Consider the following 19,280-nt stretch of genomic DNA (forward strand, 5'->3'; position numbering starts at 1 on the left):
CCAAGTCCGGCGCCGTCGTCGCCCTCGGTCAGCCGACCGGATCGAGCTCCCGCACGGGCGTCGGCGCGCGGCGCCCGGCGCCGACCAGGCCGGTCGCGATCGCCCAGACCGCCATGAGCACACCCGCAGCGGCGAAGACCGGCGTGAACTCCGTGTCGGGCAGGAGCAGGGTGAGGGGCACCGACGCCGCGTGCGCCAGTCCGGCGACGACGCCCGGGACGGCGGCGAACCGCGCCGCGCCGCCGAGGGCCCGGCCCAGCGTGACGGCCAGGACGACCAGCGCCGCGCCGCTCAGCGGGTAGAGGACGGCGGCCAGGCCGATGTGCGCGAAGGCGACCGGCGCGGCGTCCCCGTGGTGCAGGGCGTGCGCGTCGGCGGCCGCCGCCAGGTGGACGACCGTCTCGACGGCGTACAGGGCGAAGGCGACGACCGCGACCACGAGCGCGCGGTCGGTCGTGCGCGGCCAGACCCGCTGCCGGTACGCCGTCCAGAGGCCGGTGAGCACCAGCACGATGCCGACCACGAGCAGCGCGTGCCCGGGCACCCACGCCGGGTCGGCGGTCATGGTCGCGAGCTCCTCGCGCAGGGAGTCGCGGGCCTCGGCGTCGGGGTGCAGGGCGCCGCCGGCCAGCAGGGCGACGCCGCCGGCCACGAGGGCGAGCCGCCAGCCGAGGGTCCGGGTCGGGGGGTTCGGGGTGTTCGTCATGGCGCCACGGTGGGGCGGCGCTCTTGCAACCCGGTGGACGACGACTGGACACGGCGGGCGCCGCTAGCGTGGCCGGCGTGGAGATCCTGATCGTCGGCACGATCCAGGTGGAGCCCGCGCGGCGGGAGGAGCTGCTGGCCGCGATCCGGCCGCTGGTGCACCGCACGCGAACGGAGGAGCCGGGCTGCCTGGCCTACGCCTTCACCGCCGACACCGTCGACGACGACGTCGTCCAGGTGGTCGAGCGGTGGCGGGACGAGGCGTCGCTGGCCGCCCACTTCGAGCACCCGAACTTCGCCGCGACCAAGGAGGCGCTGCACGCCCACGGGTCGGGCGCGTCGGCGGTGGAGAAGTTCCGGGTGGACCGGCGCGAGCCGGTCCGCGACGAGCAGCGCCGCTACCGCGCCGACTTCTCCACCGGCTGATCCCCCGCGTCGCTCGGCGGCGGCTCGACCCGCCAGTGGAGCTGGCGGAGCAGGGCCGCCGCGGCCGCGGGGTTCTCGTGCACCGCCCGCCGCAGCGCGGGCGTCCCGGGGCCGAGCTTCTCGCAGCGGCCGCGGCGGTCGCGCAGCTGCGCCGGCCACAGCGCCTGGACCGAGGCGTTGAGGTGCGCGCCCAGGATGATCGCGAAGGCGATGAAGAAGGTCACGAGCAGGAAGGCGATCGGGGCGCCCAGCGCGCCGTACGTGTACCCGGTGGAGGCGATCCAGTCGAGGTAGAGGCGCAGCCCGGTCGTCCCGGCGAGGAACACCAGCGCCGCCAGCAGCGCGCCGGGCAGCCCGCGGTACCACGGCGGCTTGAGCGGCAGCGCGACCTTGTAGAGCGTCGTGAGCGCGAGCAGCAGGACCAGGCCGGTCAGCGGTGAGTAGAGCGCGTTGCCGACGGCTTTGACCGGGCCCTCCCAGGAGTCGGGGAGCACGGGCACCAGCCGCTCCGGGCCGAGGGTGAGCACGGGGATGGCGATGATGCCGGTCAGGAGGCTGACCAGGTACATGACCGCCGCCAGCACCCGCTGCCAGAGCAGGTTGCGGATCTCGTACTGGTCCCAGGCCCGGGTGATCGCGTCGACGAACGCGGCCATCGCCGACGAGCCGAACCAGAACGAGAGGACGAAGCCGACCGAGACCACACCCGCCTGGGTCGTGTTGAGGATGTCGGCCACGGTGGGGACGACGATCTCGTCGAGCGCCTCGCGGCTGAAGAAGCCGCCGGTCAGCTGGATGATCCAGCGCTGCACCGCCTCGACGGCGTCCGGCCCGAAGATCCCGCCGACGAAGCCGAGCGTGCCGAACATCCCCAGCAGGAGGGGCGGCACCGACAGCGTCTGCCAGAAAGCCGCGCCCGCCGACTCGCTGAAGATGTCGTCGTTCCACGCGCTGTTCAGCGTGCGGCCGAGCAGCCGCCGCGCCGCGCCCGGCCGGGACGGCGCTGCTTCCGGGGCCGGCTGCTCCTGCGCCGCCGTCCCCGGCGCTGCCGGCCCGGCCGCGGGCGTCGGCGCCCCGGGCGCCTCCGGGGCGGCGGCCTCGGCGCCGGTCGTCTCCCGGTCGCTGCGCATCTTCGGCACCGGCACAGCATGCGCCGCCCGGGGCCGCGGTGTTCACCGAGCACGCGCGGGCGCGGCGATCGTCAGGGTCGCCAGTCGGCCTGGTAGTCGGGGTGGGCGGCGTAGCCGAGCCCGATCAGCCGCAGGGTCGGGCAGGGCTCGGCCGGGGGACGGGCGGCAGCCGAGACGCAGCACTGCTGCGCGGCCGAACCGTGGATCTGCACGAGCTGGCGGCGGATCGAGTTCTCCAGGCGGACGCGTTCGGTGCCCCAGCGCACCGCGTGGGCGAGCCGGGCGTCGGTCGTCGAGCCGGCGAAGTTCCCGAGCGGGCCGTACTCCTCCTCGACCATTGCGGCGGTGAGCGCGATGAGCTCGTCCTCCGCGATGCGCGCGAGCAGGAAGTCGGCCAGGTCCACGAGCGACGTTCCTACTGGCTTGAGGGTGTAAAGCCAAGCAGGATCCGCACGATCCCGTTCCTCATTACCCGGTTCAGGGACGGGTGGCGATCCCGTCGAGCCAGAGGGTGTCCGTCGGGTCGCGGTGCGTGCCGGTCGTGCCGACGTGCCGGTCGCTGATCCGCGGGCCGTTCTTGATCACGTGGACCAGCGCCATCGCGTGCCCGCGGCCGAGGCCGTGCTCCTCCTTCAACCAGTCGACGATCGGTGTGGCCTTGGTGGTCGAGTCGAACCCGCGCTCGTGCGCCTGGGCGACGAGCTGGCGCGGGGTCAGGCCGGTCTTCACCTCGATGGTGTCGAGGTACGCCCGGAAGCTCACGGGGACTCCGCCGGTCGGTCGGTGTCGCCGGGTAGACCGGCGCCGAGCGTCGGACTCATCGGTGCCCGGACAGGCGGGCGGGGTCAGTCGACGAGCGGGTTGTCGCGGGCCGGCAGTGCGGAGGCCGAGGCGACCACCCGGTCGATCAGCCCGTAGGCCAGCGCCTCCTCGGGCGTGAACCAGCGGTCGCGGTCGGAGTCCTGCTCGATCCGCTCGACCGGCTGGCCCGAGTGCCGGCTCTGCAGCTCGTTGACCTCGCGCTTGAGCCTCCCGAACAGCTCCGCCTGGATCGCGATGTCGGACTGCGTGCCGCCGACCCCGGCCGAGGGCTGGTGCATCATCACGCGCGTGTGCGGCAGGGCGTAGCGCTTGCCCGGCGTGCCGGCGGTCAGCAGGAACTGGCCCATCGAGGCGGCCATGCCCATCCCGTACGTCGCGACGTCGCAGTCGACGAACCGCATCGTGTCGTACAGGGCCATGCCGGCGCTGACCGAGCCGCCGGGCGAGTTGATGTACAGGTGGATGTCGCGCTTCGGGTCCTCCGCCGACAACAGCAGCATCTGCGCAGCCAGCTGATTGGCGATGTCGTCGTCGACCTGCCTGCCGAGGAAGATGATCCGCTCCTGCAGCAATCGGTCGTAGATCGCGTCCGACAGGCTCGAGCGCCCACCCCCCTCCAGCATACGCGCGGGAACGGTGCTGCTCAGAGGGGTGCTGTGCATCTTCCGGAACCTCCGGTCGCTCGGGTTGCCGATGCCCCGGGAGTCTGGCGGAAATGGCTGCGGAAAACGCGCCGAAATGGCACTTTCAGCCGACTGCTGAAATGTTGCGCTCTCCGTGAAAGGGGATTGACGAAAGGGCTCTCGTCACCCGCCGAAGGTGACCTCCTGCGTGCCGGTGACGGCGGCCGTGCGACCGGGCGCCGACTGGAACCGCCAGTAGAGGTTCGTGTGCGCGATGACCTGGTCGGGCGCGGGCGCGCCGTAGACGCTGAGGTCCTCGGTGGTGTGCGCGTCGGCGACGAGGGTGACGTCGTAGCCACGCGTGAAGGCGCCGTGGATCGTCGACCGGATGCACGCGTCGGACTGCGCGCCGCTGACCACCAGGTGCCCGACACCGGCCGCGGCCAGGACCTCCTCGAGGACGGTCCCCTCGAACGAGTCCCCGAACGTCTTGTGCACCAGCGGCTCGGACTCCCGGCGCGGCAGCTCGGGCACCTGCTCCCACGCCTCGCTGCCCTGCGGCAGGTCGTCGGCGGAGTGCTGCACCCAGACGACCGGGACGTCGGCCTCCCGCGCCCGCTCGACGAGCGTGCCGATGTTGGCCACGACGGCGTCGCGGTCGTGGGCGCCGCCCACCACCCCGTTCTGCACGTCGATGACCACCAGCGCGGTGCAGGGGCGGTCCGGCAGCGTCGTCACGCGGGTCTCCTCGGTCGGTGGACGTCGAGCCCACGGTAGGGCCGACCACCGACAGGAACCGCAGGTCGCCGGGGCTATCGGTCGCCGTGCGCCGCCTGCGCGGCGTCGGCCGCCTGCTCGGGGAGGGCCGGGGCGGTCTCCGCGGGGGCGGCGGCCCGCTCGGGCAGCTCGTGGACGACCGGAGCGGTCACCTCCTCGGCCACCGCGGCCGCCTGCTCGGGCAGGTCGGGCACCACCCGCGGGGACACCTCGCCCGCCGCCGGCGCGGCCGGCGCGGGGGTCGCCTCCGGCTGCGGGGCCGGCTCCGGCTCGGGGACCGGTGCCGGCTCGGGGACCGGTGCCGGCTCGGGGACGACCTCCGGCTCGGGGACGACCTCCGGCTCGGGCGCCGCCTCCGGGGCGGACGGCGCCGGCGCGGGCGCGGGCTCGGCGGCCGGCTCCGGCAGGGTCGCGACGGCCGGGGCGGCGCGCCGGTCGATGCTCGGCGCCGCATGCGCCGCGGACCGGGTCGCGGACGCGACGACGGGCACCTCCACCGCCGGCCGGGTCCCCTCGGTGGCCGGCGCGGCAGCCGTGCCGACCGGTGCGGGAGCCGGGGCGGCCGCGGCGGGCACCGACGGCGTCGCCCCGGGCGCCTGGCCCACCGGCGCCGCCGGCGACGCGGCGACCACGGGCGCCGCGCTGGTCACCGGCGTGGTCGCCGGCGCGCTCACCGTCGCCGTCGACGGCGGGATCCCCGGCAGCTGCACCCGGAACACCGCCGGCAGCTGCGCCACCTCCACCGGCTCCTCGACCACCGACGCCACCGGGGCGGGCAGCAGCGCGGCGACCGCGGGGGAGGAGGGGGACGGGCCACCGCCGGAGGAGCAGTCGGTGCACGCCGTCCCGCCGTCCTGGGGGAGGAGCAGGTCCAGCGGCGGCGGTGCCTCGGACGGCGCCGGCAGGTCGCCCGGCGCGGTCACCCCCGGGCGCGCGGCGAGCGCGCCGTCCTCGTCCGGTGCGTCCGACGGGGCGTCGGTCCCGGCCAGGACGACGGCGGTGAACGCGGCGGCCGCGAGCGTCCCGCCCGCACCGAGCACGCCCGGGGCGACCACGCGCGAGCGATGTCGTCCGGTGCCCGCCCGGTGGCGTCCCTGGTTCTGCCGCATCAGTGCTCCCGAGTCGCTGAGCCGTCACTCCCCCCGTGACGTGCGGCGTGGTGGTGTCGCCGGTGCAGCATTACCGGCCTGCGCGTTCCCGGAACACCCCCAGGTCAGGGCGCGTGTCCGCAGCTCACCAGTACCCCTTGGTGCCGTCGAGCTGCTCGCGCAGCAGGTCCAGGTGGCCGACGTGCCGGCCGGTCTCCTCCAGCATGTGGTGCAGGATCCACCGCAGCGTCTCCCCGCCGTGCTCGCCGTGGGCCGCCACGTCGTCGAACGACGCCGCGGCCACGATCTCGTCCGACCGCGCGCACTCCCGCGCGTACGCGTCGAGCAGCTGCGCCAGCGGCACGCCGGCCGCCCCCGCGAAGTCGGCGCCGGGCACCTCGCCGAACTGCGGGTTCGCGTCCGACGGGCCGCCGGCGAAGATCACCTCGAACCAGCAGTGCTCGGTCCACCGCAGGTGCGCCACCAGCCCCGCCACCGTCATCAGCGGCGACGTCGGCAGCAGGGCGCGGTGCGCGTCGTCGTCCGAGAGCCCCTCGCACTTGTAGTGCACGATCGCCCGCTGCAGGTCCAGCCAGCCGAGCAGCTGGGTGCGCTCGTCGGCGACGACCGGTGGGCGGCGGCGGGGCGGCGTCATGCCGGCGGACGCTAGCCACCGACCGCCGGATCGTCCCGCCGTTTCCGGCCCGAACCGCTACCGGCGCCCGTCGCGCGGGTCTACCTTCGACCGCCTATCTATCGGAAAGCCCCGGTGCCGGTGAGGGGGCAGGGGTCATGGACGAGGCCGCGGTGCGCGCCGCCCTGCAGCACTACATCGACTGCAGCCGCGTCGGCGACGAGGACCGGGCGCACGAGATCTACGTCGAGGACGCCGTCCTGGAGTTCCCGCAGTCCGGTGAGCGCTTCGACGGCGTCCCCAACTTCCTGGAGTGGCGGCGCGCCTACCCGGCGGAGAGCGTCGACATCGTCCCGCGCCGGCTGCGGGGCCGGGACGACGTCTGGGCCGCCGAGCTCGGCATCCGCTACGACGACGGTCCCTGGGACTTCGGCATCGACATCGTGGAGTTCCGCGGCGGGCTGGTCTCCCGCGAGACCATCTACTGGGCCGAGGCGTGGGAGGCCCCCGACTGGCGGATCCACTGGCGCGCGCCCGACGGCATGCCCGTCCCGACCTCCGCGCCGGCCGGCGAGCTGGACGCCGCGACCGTCCGGGCGACCCTGCAGCGCTACGCCGACCTCGCCGCCACCGATCCCGCCGCCGCGCACGCGGTCTACACCGAGGACGCCGTGCTGGAGTTCCCCCAGTCCGGGGAGCGGTTCGTGGGCCTCGAGAACTTCCGCGAGTGGCGGCGCCAGCACGCCGCGCGGGTCGACGTCGCGATCGACCGGGTCCGCGGCGGCGGCGCGGTGTGGTTCGTCGAGCTCCGGCGGCGCTCGGCCGGCGGGCCGTGGCGGTTCGCCGTCGACATCGCGGAGTTCCGCGACGGCCGGGTCTGCCGCGAGACCGACTACTCGATGGAGCCCTGGGACGCCCCCGGGTGGCGCGCCCGGTGGCGGACCCCCGACCCGACGGCGGAGATCGCCGACCTCAGGCGCCCGGGCTGAGCGCCGGGGGATCCACCACCAGCTGCAGGCCGGTGCAGCGCCCGCCGTTGCACGGGCCCGTGTCGGCCGCGCAGGCCGAGACGCCGACGACCAGGTCGGTCAGCGCCCGGAGCTCCACGAAGTCGCCGGCCGCGGTGAGCGGCGCGGCGATCACCGGCCGGCCGTCGCCGCCGACCGCGGTGTTCATGAACAGGTTGAACGGGTCGGTGACGACGTCGAAAGGCACGCCCAGGGGCTCGAGCGCCGCGGCCAGGTGCTCCCGGCACCCGGTCTTGCCGACCAGCCCGTGCACCTCGCGGTAGTACAGCTCGTTGCACGGCGGGTAGAGCAGGTCGTGCACGCCGAGGGGGTCGGTCACGATCTCCAGCAGCGGCCGGCCGAGGTCGGAGTACAGCCGGGCGCCCGGGCCGCCGACCCGCGTCGACCCGTGCAGCATGCGGGTGAACCCCTGCGACAGCCGCTCACCGAGACCGGGGCCGGCGTAGGCGACGAGGTCGGCCACCTGCTGCCCCTCGACGTCCACCACGCGCAGCACGTCGCCCTCGGCGAGCCGGACGGCGCGACCGGACATGGCGGGGACGTCGACGACCTGCGGCTCGCTCACCCGGGGCACGGTAGGGCCGGCAGGTTGCGGTCGCGTGAACGCTCCCGGATGCGCGGCGGGACGCCCCGGTCGGCACTACGCTGCCGCCACCGGAAGCCCCGAGGGGAGCCCGCCATGGACGCCGGCGTCGACACGCTGCAGAAGGCGCTGCAGATCAACCTCGACCCCCGCTGGTACGGGACGATCGCCGAGATCGGGGCCGGCCAGGAGGTCGCCCGCTGGTTCTTCCGGGCCGGCGGCGCCGCCGGCACCGTGGCGAAGACGATGTCGGCCTACGACATGGCGGTCAGCGACGCCATCTACGGCAAGTCCGACCGGTACGTCTCCAAGGGCCGGCTGCAGGCCATGCTCGACCGCGAGTTCGAGCTCGACGTCGACCGCCTCGGCGACGAGCGCGGGGACGACACGGCGTTCTTCGCCTTCGCCGACACGGTGGTGGCCCGCAGCTACCGCGGCGGCAACGAGTGCCACGGCTGGATGGGCGTGAAGTTCCAGTCCCACCCGCGGGACGAGCCGAGCCAGATCGTCCTGCACGTGCGCATGCTCGACGCCGAGGCGGCCATGCAGCAGGAGGCGCTGGGCATCGTCGGCGTCAACCTCCTGCACGCCGCCTTCTTCCACCACCACGAGCCCGACCGGCTGGTCGAGAGCCTGCTGGACCGGCTCACCACCGGGCGCATCGAGATCGACATGATCGAGATGAGCGGCATCGAGTTCCGCGCCGTCGACAACCGGCTCATGGCCCTCAAGCTCGTCCAGCTCGGCCTGTCGGGCGCGGCCATGTTCGGGCCCGACCGGCGGGTCCTGCAGCCCAGCGAGGTGCTGCGCAAGAAGGCCATCCTGGTCGAGCGCGGCAGCTTCCGGCCGCCGACCGTCGTCAACATCGACATGCTCGAGTCCGCCCGGACCGCCTTCGCGGCCGACCCCGCCGTCGCGGGCCGCGAGATCCTCACCCTCACCGAGCTGACCATGGCCAACCTGCGGGCCGGCGGGGACGTCGTGGACCGCAAGGACTTCCTGGCCCGCGCCGACCTGCTCGCCGCCTGCGGCATGACGGTGCTCATCTCCGACTTCCTGGCCTACCACCGGCTCGCGGCCTACCTGGCGTGGCGCACCGACGGGCGGATCGGGATGGTCATGGGCGTCCCGAGCCTCGTCGACCTGTTCGACGAGAGCCACTACGTCGAGCTGCCGGGCGGGATCCTCGAGAGCTTCGGGCGGCTGTTCAAGAACGACCTGCGGCTGTTCGTCTACCCGATGCTCGCCGACGGCGAGGTCGTCACGGTCGACACCGTCCGGGTGGCCGAGGAGCTGCGGCCGCTCTACGAGTACCTCAACGCCCGCGGCAGCTTCGTGGCGCTGCAGGACTACAAGCCCGACTACCTGCCGATCCTCAGCCGCGACGTCCTCCGGCGGATCCCCACCGAGGACACGACCTGGGAGTCGCAGGTCCCCGTCGAGGTGGCCGAGCTGATCAAGAAGCGCGGCTTCTTCGGCTTCCCGCGCGAGCGCGGGCTGCCCTGACGCCTCAGCGCGCCTCAGCGCGCCTCGGGTGGCTCGTCCGACGTGTCGGTGCGGTCCACGGTCGCCTGCCGGAACGGGTGCACCCAGCGCGGCAGCCCCCGGCTCGCCGGTCGGCGCCGCGCCGACGGGAGGCAGACGACCGGACGCCGCGTGCAGGCACGGATGTGCACCGTCGTCCTCCTTGCCGTCGTCCTCGTCGCCGCAGCCTGCGGCGACGAACGATGATGCGGTCGGGGTCCCCGGACGGCGGCGGTGCCACACGTCCACGATCTGACGAACTGGCCGCGACGCCTTCTCGCGGCGTTCGGGTTGAGTCCGGGAGGCGCCTGCCGAGTCGCCCGGACAGGTGGTGACCGAGGGACCTCGGGTAGTGATATCGAGACCCTTCTGACAAGGTGTGGGACCAGCCGACATCACGGGGGAGAAGGCGAGAGGGTGATGTCGATATACGAGCGACTGGGCGAGGAGCAGGGCATCCGCGCGGCCGTCGACGACTTCTACGAACGCGTCGTCGGGGACCCGCAGCTGGCGCCCTACTTCGACGGCGTCGACCTGCGCAAGCTCCGCGGGCACCAGACGGCGCTGCTCGTCCAGGTGACCGGTGGGCCGGCCGCCTACTCCGGGCGCGACCTCGCCTCCGCGCACGCCCGTCTCGGCATCACGCCCGAGGACTTCGACAAGGTCGTCGAGCACCTGGTCGCCACGCTGACCTCCTTCGGCGTCTCGGCCGAGGACATCGGCACGGTCGGGGAGGTCCTGGGCGCCCACCGGGACGAGATCGTCACCGCACCCGCGCCAGCCTGAGCTCGGAGGAACCAGCAGCGTGGACATCCCCGCCATGCGGGCCAACTTCGCCAAGGCGGCCGCCGCCGGCGACGAGGCCCCGCTGTACTTCTACTCGCACCTGTTCCTGAGCCACCCCGAGACGCGGCGGCTGTTCCCCGTCTCCATGGCCCACCAGCGCGACCGGCTCTTCCAGGCGCTCGGGGACGTCGTCAACTACGTCGACGACCTGGACGCGCTCGTGCCGATCCTGCAGGCGCTGGGCCGCGACCACCGCAAGTTCGGCACGGTCGCCGAGCACTACCCGGCGGTCGGCGCCAGCCTGCTGGCCACCCTCGAGCACTTCGACGACCAGTGGAACGCCGACCTCGCCCGCGACTGGACGGCGGCCTACCAGCTGGTCGCCAAGGTCATGGTCGACGCCGCCGAGGAGGCCGCCGACCAGCCGGCCTGGTGGGACGCCGACGTGGTGGGCCACGACCGCCGCACCTTCGACGTCGCCGTCCTGCAGATCAAGCCGCACGCCCCGTTCGGCTACCAGCCCGGGCAGTCGATCTCCCTCGAGACGGAGCTGCGGCCGCGGCTGTGGCGCTACTACTCGCCGGCCAACGCCCCCCGCCCGGACGGCGTCATGGAGCTGCACGTCAAGGCCCGCGACGGCGGCCCGGTCAGCTCCGCGCTGGTGCGCCAGGTGACCGTGGGCGACGTGATCCGGCTCGGGCCGCCGCTGGGCCACCTCGGTCTCGACCGGGAGTCCGACCGCGACCTGCTGCTCGTCGCCGGCGGCATGGGGCTGGCCCCGCTCAAGGCCCTGGTCGACCAGGTGGCCCGGTTCGGCCCGAAGCGGCGGGTCGACCTCTACGTCGGCGCCCGGATCGAGGACCAGCTCTACGACCGGCCCGACCTCGACCGGCTGGCCGCCGAGCACGGCTGGCTGACGGTGACCTACGCGGTGTCCGACGACAAGGAGTCCCCGCTCGAGCACGGCGACGTCGGCGACGTCGTGGCCCGGCACGGGCCCTGGCGCAGCCGGGACGTCTACATCGCCGGGCCGGGTGCGATGGTGGAGGACACCGAAGCGAGGCTCGCGGCGGACGGCGTGCCGCCCGAGCGGATCCGGTCGGAGGTCTTCGCCCCCAGCCGGCCGAGCCCCAACGTCGACGGAGAGGTGACCGAATGACCAGCGACGCCCAGGGGGCCGAGGACCGGGGGAGAAGGATCACCCCGGCCGACGTGCAGAGCGTGCGGTTCAACCGCGGCACGATGCTGCACCCCGGTTACAACGAGGAGGAGGTCGACCGCTTCCTCAACCGCACGGCGCAGGAGCTCGCCCGCCTCTACGCCGAGAAGGCCGAGCTGCGCGACCAGGTCCACTACATGCAGCAGCAGGTGGAGGACGCCTCCACGCCGGTGCCGCCGAGCGACCAGGCCGTGCGGCTGCTGGCCACCGCCCAGCAGACCGCCGACGCCTACGTCGCCGAGGCCGAGGACTTCAGCCGGCAGATGACCGCCGACGCCCGGGCCCGCTACGAGGAGCAGCTCAAGCACGCCCGCGAGGCCGCCGGCAGCATCATCCAGGCCGCCCAGGAGGCGGCGTCGCGCATGGTCGGCGGCGAGCCGGCGGGCGTGGCCGAGGCCGCCCCGCAGCGCAGCGCCACCACCGAGGAGCTCGAGGAGCAGGTCGCCTACCTCAAGGCGTTCGCGCAGGCCTGCCGCACGCAGCTGCGCGCCTACCTCGAGGCGCTGCTCACCGACGTCGAGACCGAGTGGGGCCGGGCCGAGCCGTCCGCCCTCCCGCAGGCGCCGCTGCGCGCGCCCGCCCAGCGCACCGCCCCGATCTCGGAGGCGCGGCCGGCGCCGGGCAACGTCGCCCGCGAGATGCCGCTGTCCGACAGCACCTCGGAGCACCCGGTCGTGACCGCCGAGGTCATCGAGCACCGGAACTGACGCCGGGTCACTCCGGGTCGTTGGCCGCGTCCCCGCCGACGACGTAGGGCGTGTCGACGCCGGAGTAGGCCAGGTGGGCGACCAGGCCGTCGCTGGCGTGCTCCAGGTTGTGGCAGTGGTCCGCCCAGATGCCCGGGTTGTCGGCGACGAACGCGATCTCGTAGGTCTCGCCGTCCTCGACGTTGAGCGAGTCGACCTCCCACGGGCTGCCGGTGACCGGCTCGCCGTCGCGCGAGAGCACGTAGGCGTGGTGGCCGTGCAGGTGCATCGGGTGGACGTCGCCGCTGTCGTTGCTCACGGTCATCAGCACCACGTCCCCCTCGGTGACGTGGTACATCGGGATGTCCGGGTACAGGCCGCCGTTGACCGTCCACCAGAACCCGGGCCGGCCGTCGAGCAGCCCGATCCGGCGGCCGATGTCGTAGGTGAACCGCCGGTCGGGGTGCTCGGCGTCGAACGGCAGCGGGGCCGGGGTGCCGTAGCTCAGCAGGTCCAGCTGCTCGTCCGGCTGCTCGTCGGCCGCCACGTCGTCGCCCGGCGGCCCCACGACCAGCGCCGCCCCGCCCCCCACGTCGACCCGGGCCGGCGCGGTGACCAGCAGGTCGACCCGTCCGCCGGCGGTCACCACGACGCGCTCGCCCTCGACGTCGGTCGGGCCCACGAGGTCGGTGCCGTCGACGGCGAGGACGCGGAACGGCGACCCGCTGACCCACGCCCGCAGCGGGCCGCTGTCGGTGTTGACCACCCGCACCCGCACCTGCTCGCCGTCGCCGGCCTCGACGCTGCTCACGCCGGTGCTGCCGTTGACCGTCCGGTGGCCGGAGTAGGTGTGCACCGCCGCCACCACGTCGCCGCCGCCGTCCGCCCCCGCCGGGTGCACCACCAGGGTGCCGAACAGCCCGCCGCGCACCTGGGGGTCGGAGACCTGGTGCGAGTGGTACCAGTACGTGCCGGCGTCCTCGGCGACGAACCGGTAGACGTGCTCCTCGCCCGGGCCGACGGCGTCCTGGGTGATGCCCGCGACGCCGTCCTCGGCGTTCGGCACGTCGACGCCGTGCCAGTGCAGGGTGACCCCGTCGGCGACGTCGGCGTTGACCAGGGTGACCTCGACGAGGTCACCCTGGGTCGCCTCCAGCGCCGGCCCCGGGGAGGAGCCGTCGAGGGTGTAGCCCTGCACCTCCTCGCCGCTGGCCAGCCGGACCTCGCCCTGCCGCGCCTCGACCTGGTAGGCGATGTCCGGCTCGCCCTCCCGCGGCTCGGTGAGGTCGGCGACGCTGGTGCCCGCGCCGCCGTGCTCGTGCTCCGGCCCGCCGCCGAAGTCGGCGAGGCCCATGTCCATGACCGAGTAGGTGCCGGGCAGCAGGCTCGCCGCCCAGTACCAGCCCGCCCCGCCCAGCGCGAGGACGAGGACGGCGAGGCCGGCGATCAGCCGCCAGCGGCGGCGGGGGCGCTCAGACAGGGAGCGACGTCCCCGCCGCGACGTCCGTGCGCTCGGCGGCGGGGGTGCGGGCCAGCGCCATCGCCCGGCCCGCCGCGCCGGCGATGACGAAGGCGTTGATCCCGTGCAGCGCACCGATCGCCGGCAGCCCGAACGACACGAACGCCAGCACCACCTGCACGACGACGGCGCCGAACACGATGCCGGCCCAGGTGCGCCCGTGGGGCACCTGCTTGACGGCGAAGAACGAGACGATCAGCAGGATCAGGGACAGCGCCGGGATCACGATCAGGCCGACGACGCCGTGCAGCACCTGCCCGAGGTTGAACTCGGTGTTCTCGTCGAACACCGCACCCTCGTCGACCTCGCTGATCACCTCGAACCAGCCGAAGGCGACCGACGCCGCCTGGAGGACCACCCCCAGCGCGATGAGCCCCGCCAGGACTCGGTACGTCTGCCTCACGTCGTGCCTCCTCCGCCCCGCCCGGACGGCGCCCGGGACCGCCGGGTGTTGTACACCCGGGGCCGGAGGCGCCGACAGGGACTTGCGCGCGGTGCTCCGCGGCGGGCGAGGTGCCCGGCTCAGCCCTCCGGCTGGTCGATGCACATGGTGTTGCCCTCGCTGTCCTTGAACCAGGCCGCGCGGCCCATGCCCGGCAGCGAGGCGATCTCGCCGTCCCAGGTCACGCCGGGCATGTCCTCGTAGACCTCGAAGGCGACGCCCTTGGCCTGGAGGTCGTGCACCTCCGACTCGATGTCGGCCACGTGCCACTGCGCGATCGTGTGGCCGGCCTGCCCGGCGTAGGCGGTCTCGTAGACGTTGAACCGCGTGCCGCCCGCGGTCTCGTAGGCCAGCTGGACGCCCTCGATCTCGTGGACCGGCGTCAGGCCCAGCTTCCCGGCGTAGAAGTCCTTCGCCCGCGCGAGGTCCGCCGCGGGGATGTTGGCCTCGACTCTGCTGTCGGTGAGCATCGCTGCCTCCCGGAGGGGTGGGGTGGGATCGCGTCGTCCCCCGCACCGGTGCGGCGGCCGAAGTTAGTCCTGCGCGGCGGCACGGACAACGGAGACGGGCGCGTCCGCCAGGATGGGCACGAGCACCGTCGTCACCCCTGGAGGAGCCCGTGTCCGTCCCCGCCGCTGGGCAGCCGTCCGCCCCCATGGTCGTGCCGCACTTCTTCATCAGCCAGCGCATCACCGTGATGGTCAACCGCTACGAGATCCGCGCGGCCAACCCCGACGGCAGCGAGGGGCAGCTGCTGGCGTTCGCCGAGCAGAAGCGGATGAAGCTCAGGGAGGAGGTCGACTTCTTCACCGACGAGACGCGCACCCGGCGGGTGTTCTCGTTCAAGGCCCGCCAGCGGCTCGACGTCCACGCCGAGCACGACGTCTTCGACGAGAACGGGGTGCCCCTCGGCAGCTTCAGCAAGCAGTTCGGGGCCAGCCTGCTGCGCTCGACCTGGAACCTGTCGGCGCCGGGGCTGACCGCGGTCGGGCGCGAGCGGCGACCGGTGATCGCGATCCTGCGCCGCATCTGGGAGTTGATCCCCTACCTCGGCGACATCTGGGTGCCGTTCGTCTTCCACTTCGACTTCGTCGACACCGCCACGGGCCAGACGGTGCTGGTCAGCGAGCGGATCAAGGCCGTCCGCGACCGGTACACGGTGACGGTGCCCGACCCGCGGCTGGACTTCCGCGTCGCCGCGTCGATGGCCGTGGCCCTGGACGCGCTGCAGAGCCGCTGACAGCCACTTCCATCCCGGCACCCAGCCGGCCCCCGGGCACGGGGCGGACGGTCGGCGGCATGACGATCTCCGCCCCGCACCCGGACACCACCGACCTCGACCGCAGCGCGGCGCGCGTGCTCGTGGTCGACGACGAACCGGCCATCCGCGAGCTGCTGTCGCTGGCCCTGCGCTACGAGGGCTGGGCGGTCTCCACGGCGGCGTCGGGCGCCGAGGCGGTGGCGGTCGCGTGCGACGTCCGCCCGGACGTCGTCCTGCTCGACCTGATGCTGCCCGACCTCGACGGCTTCACCGTCCTGCGGCACCTGCGCGCCGAGCAGCCGCTGCTGCCGGTCGTGTTCGTGACCGCCCGCGACGACGACGCCGACCGCCGGGCCGGGCTGGCCTCCGGCGCCGACGACTACCTGACCAAGCCCTTCCGGCTCGACGACGTCACCGCGCGGCTGCGCCGCCTGCTCGAGCGCGGGTAGCGCGGGAAGCCTCCGGCCGTGCGCGGGGTTGCGCCCGGTGCACCCTCGCGAAAGGCACCCCATGAGCATCCCGCTGTCCGTCCTCGACCTCGCCCCGATCGCCCGCGGCAGCACCGTGGGCGAGAGCATCGCCGCCAGCGTCGCGCTGGCGCAGCGCGCCGAGGAGACGGGCTGGGACCGGGTCTGGTACGCGGAGCACCACAACATGCCGAGCATCGCCTCGTCGGCGACCAGCGTGCTGATCGCCCACGTGGGCGCGCAGACCCGCAGCATCCGGCTCGGCGCCGGCGGCGTCATGCTGCCCAACCACGCCCCGCTGACCATCGCCGAGCAGTTCGGCACGCTCGAGGCCATGTACCCGGGCCGGATCGACCTCGGCCTCGGCCGGGCCCCCGGCTCCGACCAGAACACCATGTACGCCCTGCGCCGCGACGAGCGCTCGGCCGACCGCTTCCCGCAGGACGTGCTCGAGCTGCAGGCCTACCTGGCCGGCGAGTCGCGGGTCCCCGGCGTCGACGCCATCCCCGGCAAGGGGTCGCACGTGCCGCTGTACGTCCTGGGCTCGTCGATGTTCGGCGCGACGCTGGCGGCCGCGCTCGGCCTGCCCTACGCCTTCGCCTCCCACTTCGCGCCGCAGATGCTGGAGCCGGCGGTGGCCGCCTACCGCTCGGAGTTCCGGCCCTCGGCGCAGCTGGACCGGCCGTACGTGATCGCCGGGGTCAACGTGCTCGCCGCCGACACCACCGAGGACGCCCAGCGGCAGCTGGGCGAGACCCGGCGGGTCCGCGCGGTCGGCCTGTTCGGCCGCCGCGACCGGTCGTACACCGACGAGGAGGCCGACCTGCTGCTGCAGTCGCCGGCCGGCCGGCACGTCGAGCAGATGCTCACGCACAGCGCCGTCGGCACGCGGGACGAGGTGCGCGACTTCCTGGAGGGGTTCGCCAAGCAGGCCGACGCCGACGAGCTGATCGTGGCCCACCAGTCGCCGACGGTGGAGCAGCCCCTGCGGTCGGTCACCCTCACCGCCGAGGCCAGGCACCTGACCTGACCTCTCCCCTTGCCGCGCCGAAAGCGGGACCGCTTTCGGCGCGGAAAGCGGTCGGTGAGGATGCGGGCGTGACCGAGGACGACGTCGCCCCCCTGCCCACCGCCGAGCTGCACGTGCACGTCGAGGGCACGCTCGAACCGGAGCTGGCCCTCGAGCTGGCCGCCCGCAACCGGACGCCGCTGCGGTTCGCCGACCTCGACGAGCTCCGGCGGGCCTACGCGTTCACCGACCTGCAGTCGTTCCTCGACCTGTACTACGAGCTGTCGGCGGTGCTGCAGCGCCCGCAGGACTTCACCGACCTCGCCGAGGCCTACCTGGCCCGGGCGGCGGCGCAGGGGGTGCGGCACGCCGAGGTGTTCGTCGACCCGCAGGCCCACCTGGTCCGCGGGGTGCCGCTGGAGGTCGTGCTCGACGGGCTGGGGGAGGCGTTCGCCGCTGCCGAGGAGCGGCACGGCCTGTCCGCCCGGCTGATCGCCTGCTTCCTCCGCGACCGCGACCCCGCCGAGGCGGAGGCGCTGCTGCCGCGCCTGCTGCCCTACCGCGACCTGGTCATCGGCGTCGGCCTCGACAGCGCCGAGGCCGGCCGCCCGCCCGAGCTGTTCGAGCGGGTCTTCGCCCGGGCCGCCGACGAGGGGCTGCACCGGGTGGCGCACGCGGGGGAGGAGGGGCCGCCCGCCTACGTGGCGGCGGCCCTCGACCGCCTCGGCGCCGAGCGGGTCGACCACGGCATCCGCAGCCTGGAGGACCCGTCGCTGGTGGCCCGGCTGCGGGACGAACAGGTGCCCCTCACCGTCTGCCCGCTGTCGAACGTGGCGCTGCGCTGCGTCGACCGGCTCGCCGACCACCCGCTGCGCGCCATGCTCGACGCCGGCCTGGTCGCCACCGTCAACTCCGACGACCCGGCCTACTTCGGTGGGTACCTCCACGACAACGTCGCGGCGGTGACCCGTGCCCTCGGCCTCACGCCGGCGCAGCGCCGGCTGCTGGCCGAGAACAGCTTCCGTGCCAGCTTCCTCCCCGACGGGGAGAAGGAACGGCACCTCGCGGCGGTGGCCGCCGTCCGTCACGTCTGACGGACGGCGGCCTCCGCACCGGCCGGCCCGCGGACGGCGGCCGTGTACTCGAACCAGTCGCGACCGAGCCGGTCGGTCACCGCCACCGGGCCGGTGAGCACGAGGCTGTCCCAGTCGGCGTCCCCGCCTCCGACGGCCGCGACGCGGTGCCGCAGCTCGGAGCGCAGCCCCCGCGCTGCACTCCGCACGTCGTGGTACGGCAGGACGACGGTCGCGAGGTAGGTCACCTCGGCGCGCTCAGCGGTTGCTGCCCCCACGCTGCACCCCCTCGAAGGTCAGGCTCAGGGTGCTCGCCCGGCCCTGGAAGGACGACGAGGTCGCCGACGCCGGCAGGCTGGCGGTCAGCAGCAGGTGGTCGGTACCGCCGGGCGCGAGGCTGGCCGCACCGGACAGCGCGCGGGTGACCACCATCGGGCCGTCGTAGAGCGTCGACTCGTCGCCGGTGCACTGCGCCGACGCGCCGGGCCCGGTCCACGGCACGCTGCACGAGCGCACCTCGAGCAGCAGCCCGTCGGCGGTGTCGGTGTCGAGGATGCTCGACGAGGTCGCCGACATGCGCATCGTCACCGAGCCGAAGGCCGTCGTCCCGTCGTTGACCAGGTCGAGCCCTTGGCTGACCGAGTCACCGGCCAGCAGGGCACCGCCGGCGAAGGGCTGGGTGGCCACCGCGCCGCCGCTGTTCAGCGACAGCGAGAGCACGCCGGTGGCGACCTGCGTGCCGACCGGGCTCGTGCTGTCGGTGAAGGTGCTGTAGGTGCCGAGGCCGGCGACGGCCGCGGCGACGCCGAGGACGGCGACCGAACCGGCCACCCTCTTCGTCGTGCGCGCCCGGCCGGGAGTGAGGACCCGCATCCCGAGATCTCCTTGTCGTTCCGCTCCGCCCGGGCGGTTCGCCGGCCGGCAGGACGGACTCTGCGCGGCGCACCGCAGTGCACCCGCGAGGACGGCGCAAGAGAACCGCAAGACCGCGAGGGTGCTCAGGCCTCCCGGTGCTCGGCCAGCAGCCGCTTCGGGGCCCGGCAGGCCCAGGCCTCGCCGACCAGCTCGGTCAGCGTCGCGGCGGGGAGGGCGTCGAGGCGGCAGAGCACGGCCGCGTAGCCGTCGAAGTGGTGGGTGGTGAAGAAGACGGCGGGCTCGTCGGCGACCAGCGCGAACTTCGCGCCCTCGTCGGGCACCGACGCGGCGAGCACCGGGCCCTCCGGAGCGGCCCCGGCGAGCTCCTCCACGTCCCGGCGGCGCAGCGGCCGCTCCCACGCGAAGGCCTTGCCGCGCACCCGCCACTGCCGGTGGCCCTCCCGCGAGACGACCTCCTCCGCCTCGGGCAGCGCCAGGCACGCCCGGCTCACGTCGTCCCACGTGGCCATCTCGTCCCTCCAGGTCGGGGGAGGGATTCTCGCACCGACCGACCCCATGGGGTGGGCCGGTGCTGCAGTGCGGGAAGCGAGCGGTCGATGGCA

The 19,280-nt window shown here is 74.2% G+C and carries 25 protein-coding genes; 10 read left to right on the forward strand and 15 right to left on the reverse strand.

Going from position 1 to position 19,280, the window contains the following annotated elements; translation table 11 throughout:
* Positions 1 to 28: 28 nt before the first annotated feature.
* Complete coding sequence (locus ACI797_RS18615; RefSeq protein ID WP_456860229.1) at positions 29 to 706, reverse strand: hypothetical protein; 678 nt, start codon at positions 704 to 706, stop codon at positions 29 to 31.
* A 77-nt stretch (positions 707 to 783) separates the two neighbouring features.
* Here ACI797_RS18615 and ACI797_RS18620 point away from each other — a divergent pair, with 77 nt between their 5' ends.
* Positions 784 to 1,131 (forward strand): putative quinol monooxygenase, encoded by a 348-nt coding sequence (locus ACI797_RS18620; protein WP_456860230.1) that lies wholly within the window; start codon positions 784 to 786, stop codon positions 1,129 to 1,131.
* Here the strand turns inward: ACI797_RS18620 and ACI797_RS18625 are convergent.
* From ACI797_RS18625 to ACI797_RS18655, 7 genes are all read right to left on the reverse strand, one after another.
* On the reverse strand, positions 1,104 to 2,261 hold the full coding sequence (locus ACI797_RS18625) for a YihY/virulence factor BrkB family protein (RefSeq protein ID WP_456860330.1): 1,158 nt from the start codon (positions 2,259 to 2,261) through the stop codon (positions 1,104 to 1,106). The genes ACI797_RS18620 and ACI797_RS18625 overlap by 28 nt on opposite strands.
* 71 nt (positions 2,262 to 2,332) lie before the next feature.
* Positions 2,333 to 2,665: a DUF6221 family protein gene (locus ACI797_RS18630; RefSeq protein WP_456540681.1), complete on the reverse strand. Its 333-nt coding sequence runs from the start codon at positions 2,663 to 2,665 to the stop codon at positions 2,333 to 2,335.
* 73 nt (positions 2,666 to 2,738) lie between these two features.
* Complete coding sequence (locus ACI797_RS18635) at positions 2,739 to 3,023, reverse strand: DUF4287 domain-containing protein (RefSeq protein WP_456860231.1); 285 nt, start codon at positions 3,021 to 3,023, stop codon at positions 2,739 to 2,741.
* 83 nt (positions 3,024 to 3,106) lie between these two features.
* On the reverse strand, positions 3,107 to 3,706 hold the full coding sequence (locus ACI797_RS18640) for an ATP-dependent Clp protease proteolytic subunit (RefSeq protein ID WP_456860232.1): 600 nt from the start codon (positions 3,704 to 3,706) through the stop codon (positions 3,107 to 3,109).
* Positions 3,707 to 3,889: 183 nt separating this feature from the next.
* Positions 3,890 to 4,444, reverse strand: coding sequence for a cysteine hydrolase family protein (locus tag ACI797_RS18645; protein ID WP_456860233.1), 555 nt, complete (start codon positions 4,442 to 4,444; stop codon positions 3,890 to 3,892).
* Between the two features lie 74 nt (positions 4,445 to 4,518).
* A complete protein-coding gene (locus ACI797_RS18650) occupies positions 4,519 to 5,538 on the reverse strand; it encodes a hypothetical protein (protein WP_456860234.1) in 1,020 nt (339 codons plus the stop codon).
* Between the two features lie 178 nt (positions 5,539 to 5,716).
* Positions 5,717 to 6,226: a DinB family protein gene (locus tag ACI797_RS18655; RefSeq protein ID WP_456860235.1), complete on the reverse strand. Its 510-nt coding sequence runs from the start codon at positions 6,224 to 6,226 to the stop codon at positions 5,717 to 5,719.
* 137 nt (positions 6,227 to 6,363) lie between these two features.
* Here ACI797_RS18655 and ACI797_RS18660 point away from each other — a divergent pair, with 137 nt between their 5' ends.
* On the forward strand, positions 6,364 to 7,194 hold the full coding sequence (locus ACI797_RS18660) for a nuclear transport factor 2 family protein (RefSeq protein WP_456860236.1): 831 nt from the start codon (positions 6,364 to 6,366) through the stop codon (positions 7,192 to 7,194).
* Here the strand turns inward: ACI797_RS18660 and ACI797_RS18665 are convergent.
* Positions 7,178 to 7,798: a DUF1989 domain-containing protein gene (locus ACI797_RS18665; RefSeq protein ID WP_456860237.1), complete on the reverse strand. Its 621-nt coding sequence runs from the start codon at positions 7,796 to 7,798 to the stop codon at positions 7,178 to 7,180. The two genes, ACI797_RS18660 and ACI797_RS18665, sit on opposite strands and share 17 nt — an antisense overlap.
* 114 nt (positions 7,799 to 7,912) lie before the next feature.
* On the opposite strand from ACI797_RS18665, the gene ACI797_RS18670 reads away from it, so the two are divergent.
* From ACI797_RS18670 to ACI797_RS18685, 4 genes are all read left to right on the forward strand, one after another.
* The gene (locus tag ACI797_RS18670; protein ID WP_456540672.1) at positions 7,913 to 9,322 is read left to right on the forward strand and encodes a TonB-dependent receptor; all 1,410 of its coding nucleotides are present in this window, start codon (positions 7,913 to 7,915) and stop codon (positions 9,320 to 9,322) included.
* Positions 9,323 to 9,760: 438 nt separating this feature from the next.
* Positions 9,761 to 10,126: a group I truncated hemoglobin gene (locus tag ACI797_RS18675; RefSeq protein WP_456540670.1), complete on the forward strand. Its 366-nt coding sequence runs from the start codon at positions 9,761 to 9,763 to the stop codon at positions 10,124 to 10,126.
* A gap of 19 nt (positions 10,127 to 10,145) precedes the next feature.
* Positions 10,146 to 11,285, forward strand: a complete 1,140-nt coding sequence (locus tag ACI797_RS18680) for a globin domain-containing protein (protein ID WP_456860238.1) — start codon at positions 10,146 to 10,148, stop codon at positions 11,283 to 11,285.
* Positions 11,282 to 12,052: a DivIVA domain-containing protein gene (locus ACI797_RS18685; RefSeq protein ID WP_456860239.1), complete on the forward strand. Its 771-nt coding sequence runs from the start codon at positions 11,282 to 11,284 to the stop codon at positions 12,050 to 12,052. Before ACI797_RS18680 ends, ACI797_RS18685 begins: the two co-directional genes overlap by 4 nt.
* A 7-nt stretch (positions 12,053 to 12,059) precedes the next feature.
* On the opposite strand, the gene ACI797_RS18690 is transcribed toward ACI797_RS18685, so the two are convergent.
* The 3 genes from ACI797_RS18690 to ACI797_RS18700 form a co-directional block, all read right to left on the reverse strand.
* Complete coding sequence (locus tag ACI797_RS18690; protein WP_456860240.1) at positions 12,060 to 13,391, reverse strand: multicopper oxidase family protein; 1,332 nt, start codon at positions 13,389 to 13,391, stop codon at positions 12,060 to 12,062.
* A gap of 112 nt (positions 13,392 to 13,503) precedes the next feature.
* Positions 13,504 to 13,953 carry a hypothetical protein gene (locus ACI797_RS18695; RefSeq protein WP_456860241.1) on the reverse strand — a complete coding sequence of 150 codons (450 nt, stop codon included), beginning with the start codon at positions 13,951 to 13,953 and terminating at the stop codon, positions 13,504 to 13,506.
* A gap of 119 nt (positions 13,954 to 14,072) precedes the next feature.
* Complete coding sequence (locus ACI797_RS18700) at positions 14,073 to 14,462, reverse strand: VOC family protein (protein WP_456860242.1); 390 nt, start codon at positions 14,460 to 14,462, stop codon at positions 14,073 to 14,075.
* 149 nt (positions 14,463 to 14,611) lie between these two features.
* On the opposite strand from ACI797_RS18700, the gene ACI797_RS18705 reads away from it, so the two are divergent.
* The 4 genes from ACI797_RS18705 (at position 14,612) to ACI797_RS18720 (ending at position 17,823) form a co-directional block, all read left to right on the forward strand.
* Complete coding sequence (locus tag ACI797_RS18705; protein WP_456860243.1) at positions 14,612 to 15,232, forward strand: hypothetical protein; 621 nt, start codon at positions 14,612 to 14,614, stop codon at positions 15,230 to 15,232.
* Positions 15,233 to 15,291: 59 nt separating this feature from the next.
* On the forward strand, positions 15,292 to 15,702 hold the full coding sequence (locus ACI797_RS18710; RefSeq protein ID WP_456860244.1) for a response regulator: 411 nt from the start codon (positions 15,292 to 15,294) through the stop codon (positions 15,700 to 15,702).
* 61 nt (positions 15,703 to 15,763) lie between these two features.
* The gene (locus tag ACI797_RS18715; RefSeq protein ID WP_456860245.1) at positions 15,764 to 16,750 is read left to right on the forward strand and encodes an LLM class flavin-dependent oxidoreductase; all 987 of its coding nucleotides are present in this window, start codon (positions 15,764 to 15,766) and stop codon (positions 16,748 to 16,750) included.
* A 68-nt stretch (positions 16,751 to 16,818) separates the two neighbouring features.
* Complete coding sequence (locus ACI797_RS18720) at positions 16,819 to 17,823, forward strand: adenosine deaminase (RefSeq protein WP_456860246.1); 1,005 nt, start codon at positions 16,819 to 16,821, stop codon at positions 17,821 to 17,823.
* Here the strand turns inward: ACI797_RS18720 and ACI797_RS18725 are convergent.
* From ACI797_RS18725 to ACI797_RS18735, 3 genes are all read right to left on the reverse strand, one after another.
* Positions 17,814 to 18,080, reverse strand: coding sequence for a hypothetical protein (locus tag ACI797_RS18725; protein WP_456860247.1), 267 nt, complete (start codon positions 18,078 to 18,080; stop codon positions 17,814 to 17,816). The two genes, ACI797_RS18720 and ACI797_RS18725, sit on opposite strands and share 10 nt — an antisense overlap.
* Positions 18,061 to 18,675 carry a hypothetical protein gene (locus tag ACI797_RS18730; protein WP_456860248.1) on the reverse strand — a complete coding sequence of 205 codons (615 nt, stop codon included), beginning with the start codon at positions 18,673 to 18,675 and terminating at the stop codon, positions 18,061 to 18,063. Before ACI797_RS18730 ends, ACI797_RS18725 begins: the two co-directional genes overlap by 20 nt.
* A gap of 125 nt (positions 18,676 to 18,800) precedes the next feature.
* Positions 18,801 to 19,187: an MmcQ/YjbR family DNA-binding protein gene (locus ACI797_RS18735; protein WP_456540659.1), complete on the reverse strand. Its 387-nt coding sequence runs from the start codon at positions 19,185 to 19,187 to the stop codon at positions 18,801 to 18,803.
* Between the last annotated feature and the right edge of the window lie 93 nt (positions 19,188 to 19,280).

Source organism: Geodermatophilus sp. SYSU D00691 (genome assembly GCF_054050275.1).

Bases quoted from the DNA above. Each gene is read 5' to 3' on its own strand.
- ACI797_RS18615 (WP_456860229.1), bottom strand. From the start codon at position 706: ATGACGAACACCCCGAACCCCCCGACCCGGACCCTCGGCTGGCGGCTC.
- ACI797_RS18625 (WP_456860330.1), bottom strand. From the start codon at position 2,261: ATGCGCAGCGACCGGGAGACGACCGGCGCCGAGGCCGCCGCCCCGGAG.
- ACI797_RS18640 (WP_456860232.1), bottom strand. From the start codon at position 3,706: ATGCTGGAGGGGGGTGGGCGCTCGAGCCTGTCGGACGCGATCTACGAC.
- ACI797_RS18655 (WP_456860235.1), bottom strand. From the start codon at position 6,226: ATGACGCCGCCCCGCCGCCGCCCACCGGTCGTCGCCGACGAGCGCACC.
- ACI797_RS18660 (WP_456860236.1), top strand. From the start codon at position 6,364: ATGGACGAGGCCGCGGTGCGCGCCGCCCTGCAGCACTACATCGACTGC.
- ACI797_RS18670 (WP_456540672.1), top strand. From the start codon at position 7,913: ATGGACGCCGGCGTCGACACGCTGCAGAAGGCGCTGCAGATCAACCTC.
- ACI797_RS18675 (WP_456540670.1), top strand. From the start codon at position 9,761: ATGTCGATATACGAGCGACTGGGCGAGGAGCAGGGCATCCGCGCGGCC.
- ACI797_RS18685 (WP_456860239.1), top strand. From the start codon at position 11,282: ATGACCAGCGACGCCCAGGGGGCCGAGGACCGGGGGAGAAGGATCACC.
- ACI797_RS18690 (WP_456860240.1), bottom strand. From the start codon at position 13,391: ATGGACATGGGCCTCGCCGACTTCGGCGGCGGGCCGGAGCACGAGCAC.
- ACI797_RS18700 (WP_456860242.1), bottom strand. From the start codon at position 14,462: ATGCTCACCGACAGCAGAGTCGAGGCCAACATCCCCGCGGCGGACCTC.
- ACI797_RS18710 (WP_456860244.1), top strand. From the start codon at position 15,292: ATGACGATCTCCGCCCCGCACCCGGACACCACCGACCTCGACCGCAGC.
- ACI797_RS18715 (WP_456860245.1), top strand. From the start codon at position 15,764: ATGAGCATCCCGCTGTCCGTCCTCGACCTCGCCCCGATCGCCCGCGGC.
- ACI797_RS18730 (WP_456860248.1), bottom strand. From the start codon at position 18,675: ATGCGGGTCCTCACTCCCGGCCGGGCGCGCACGACGAAGAGGGTGGCC.
- ACI797_RS18735 (WP_456540659.1), bottom strand. From the start codon at position 19,187: ATGGCCACGTGGGACGACGTGAGCCGGGCGTGCCTGGCGCTGCCCGAG.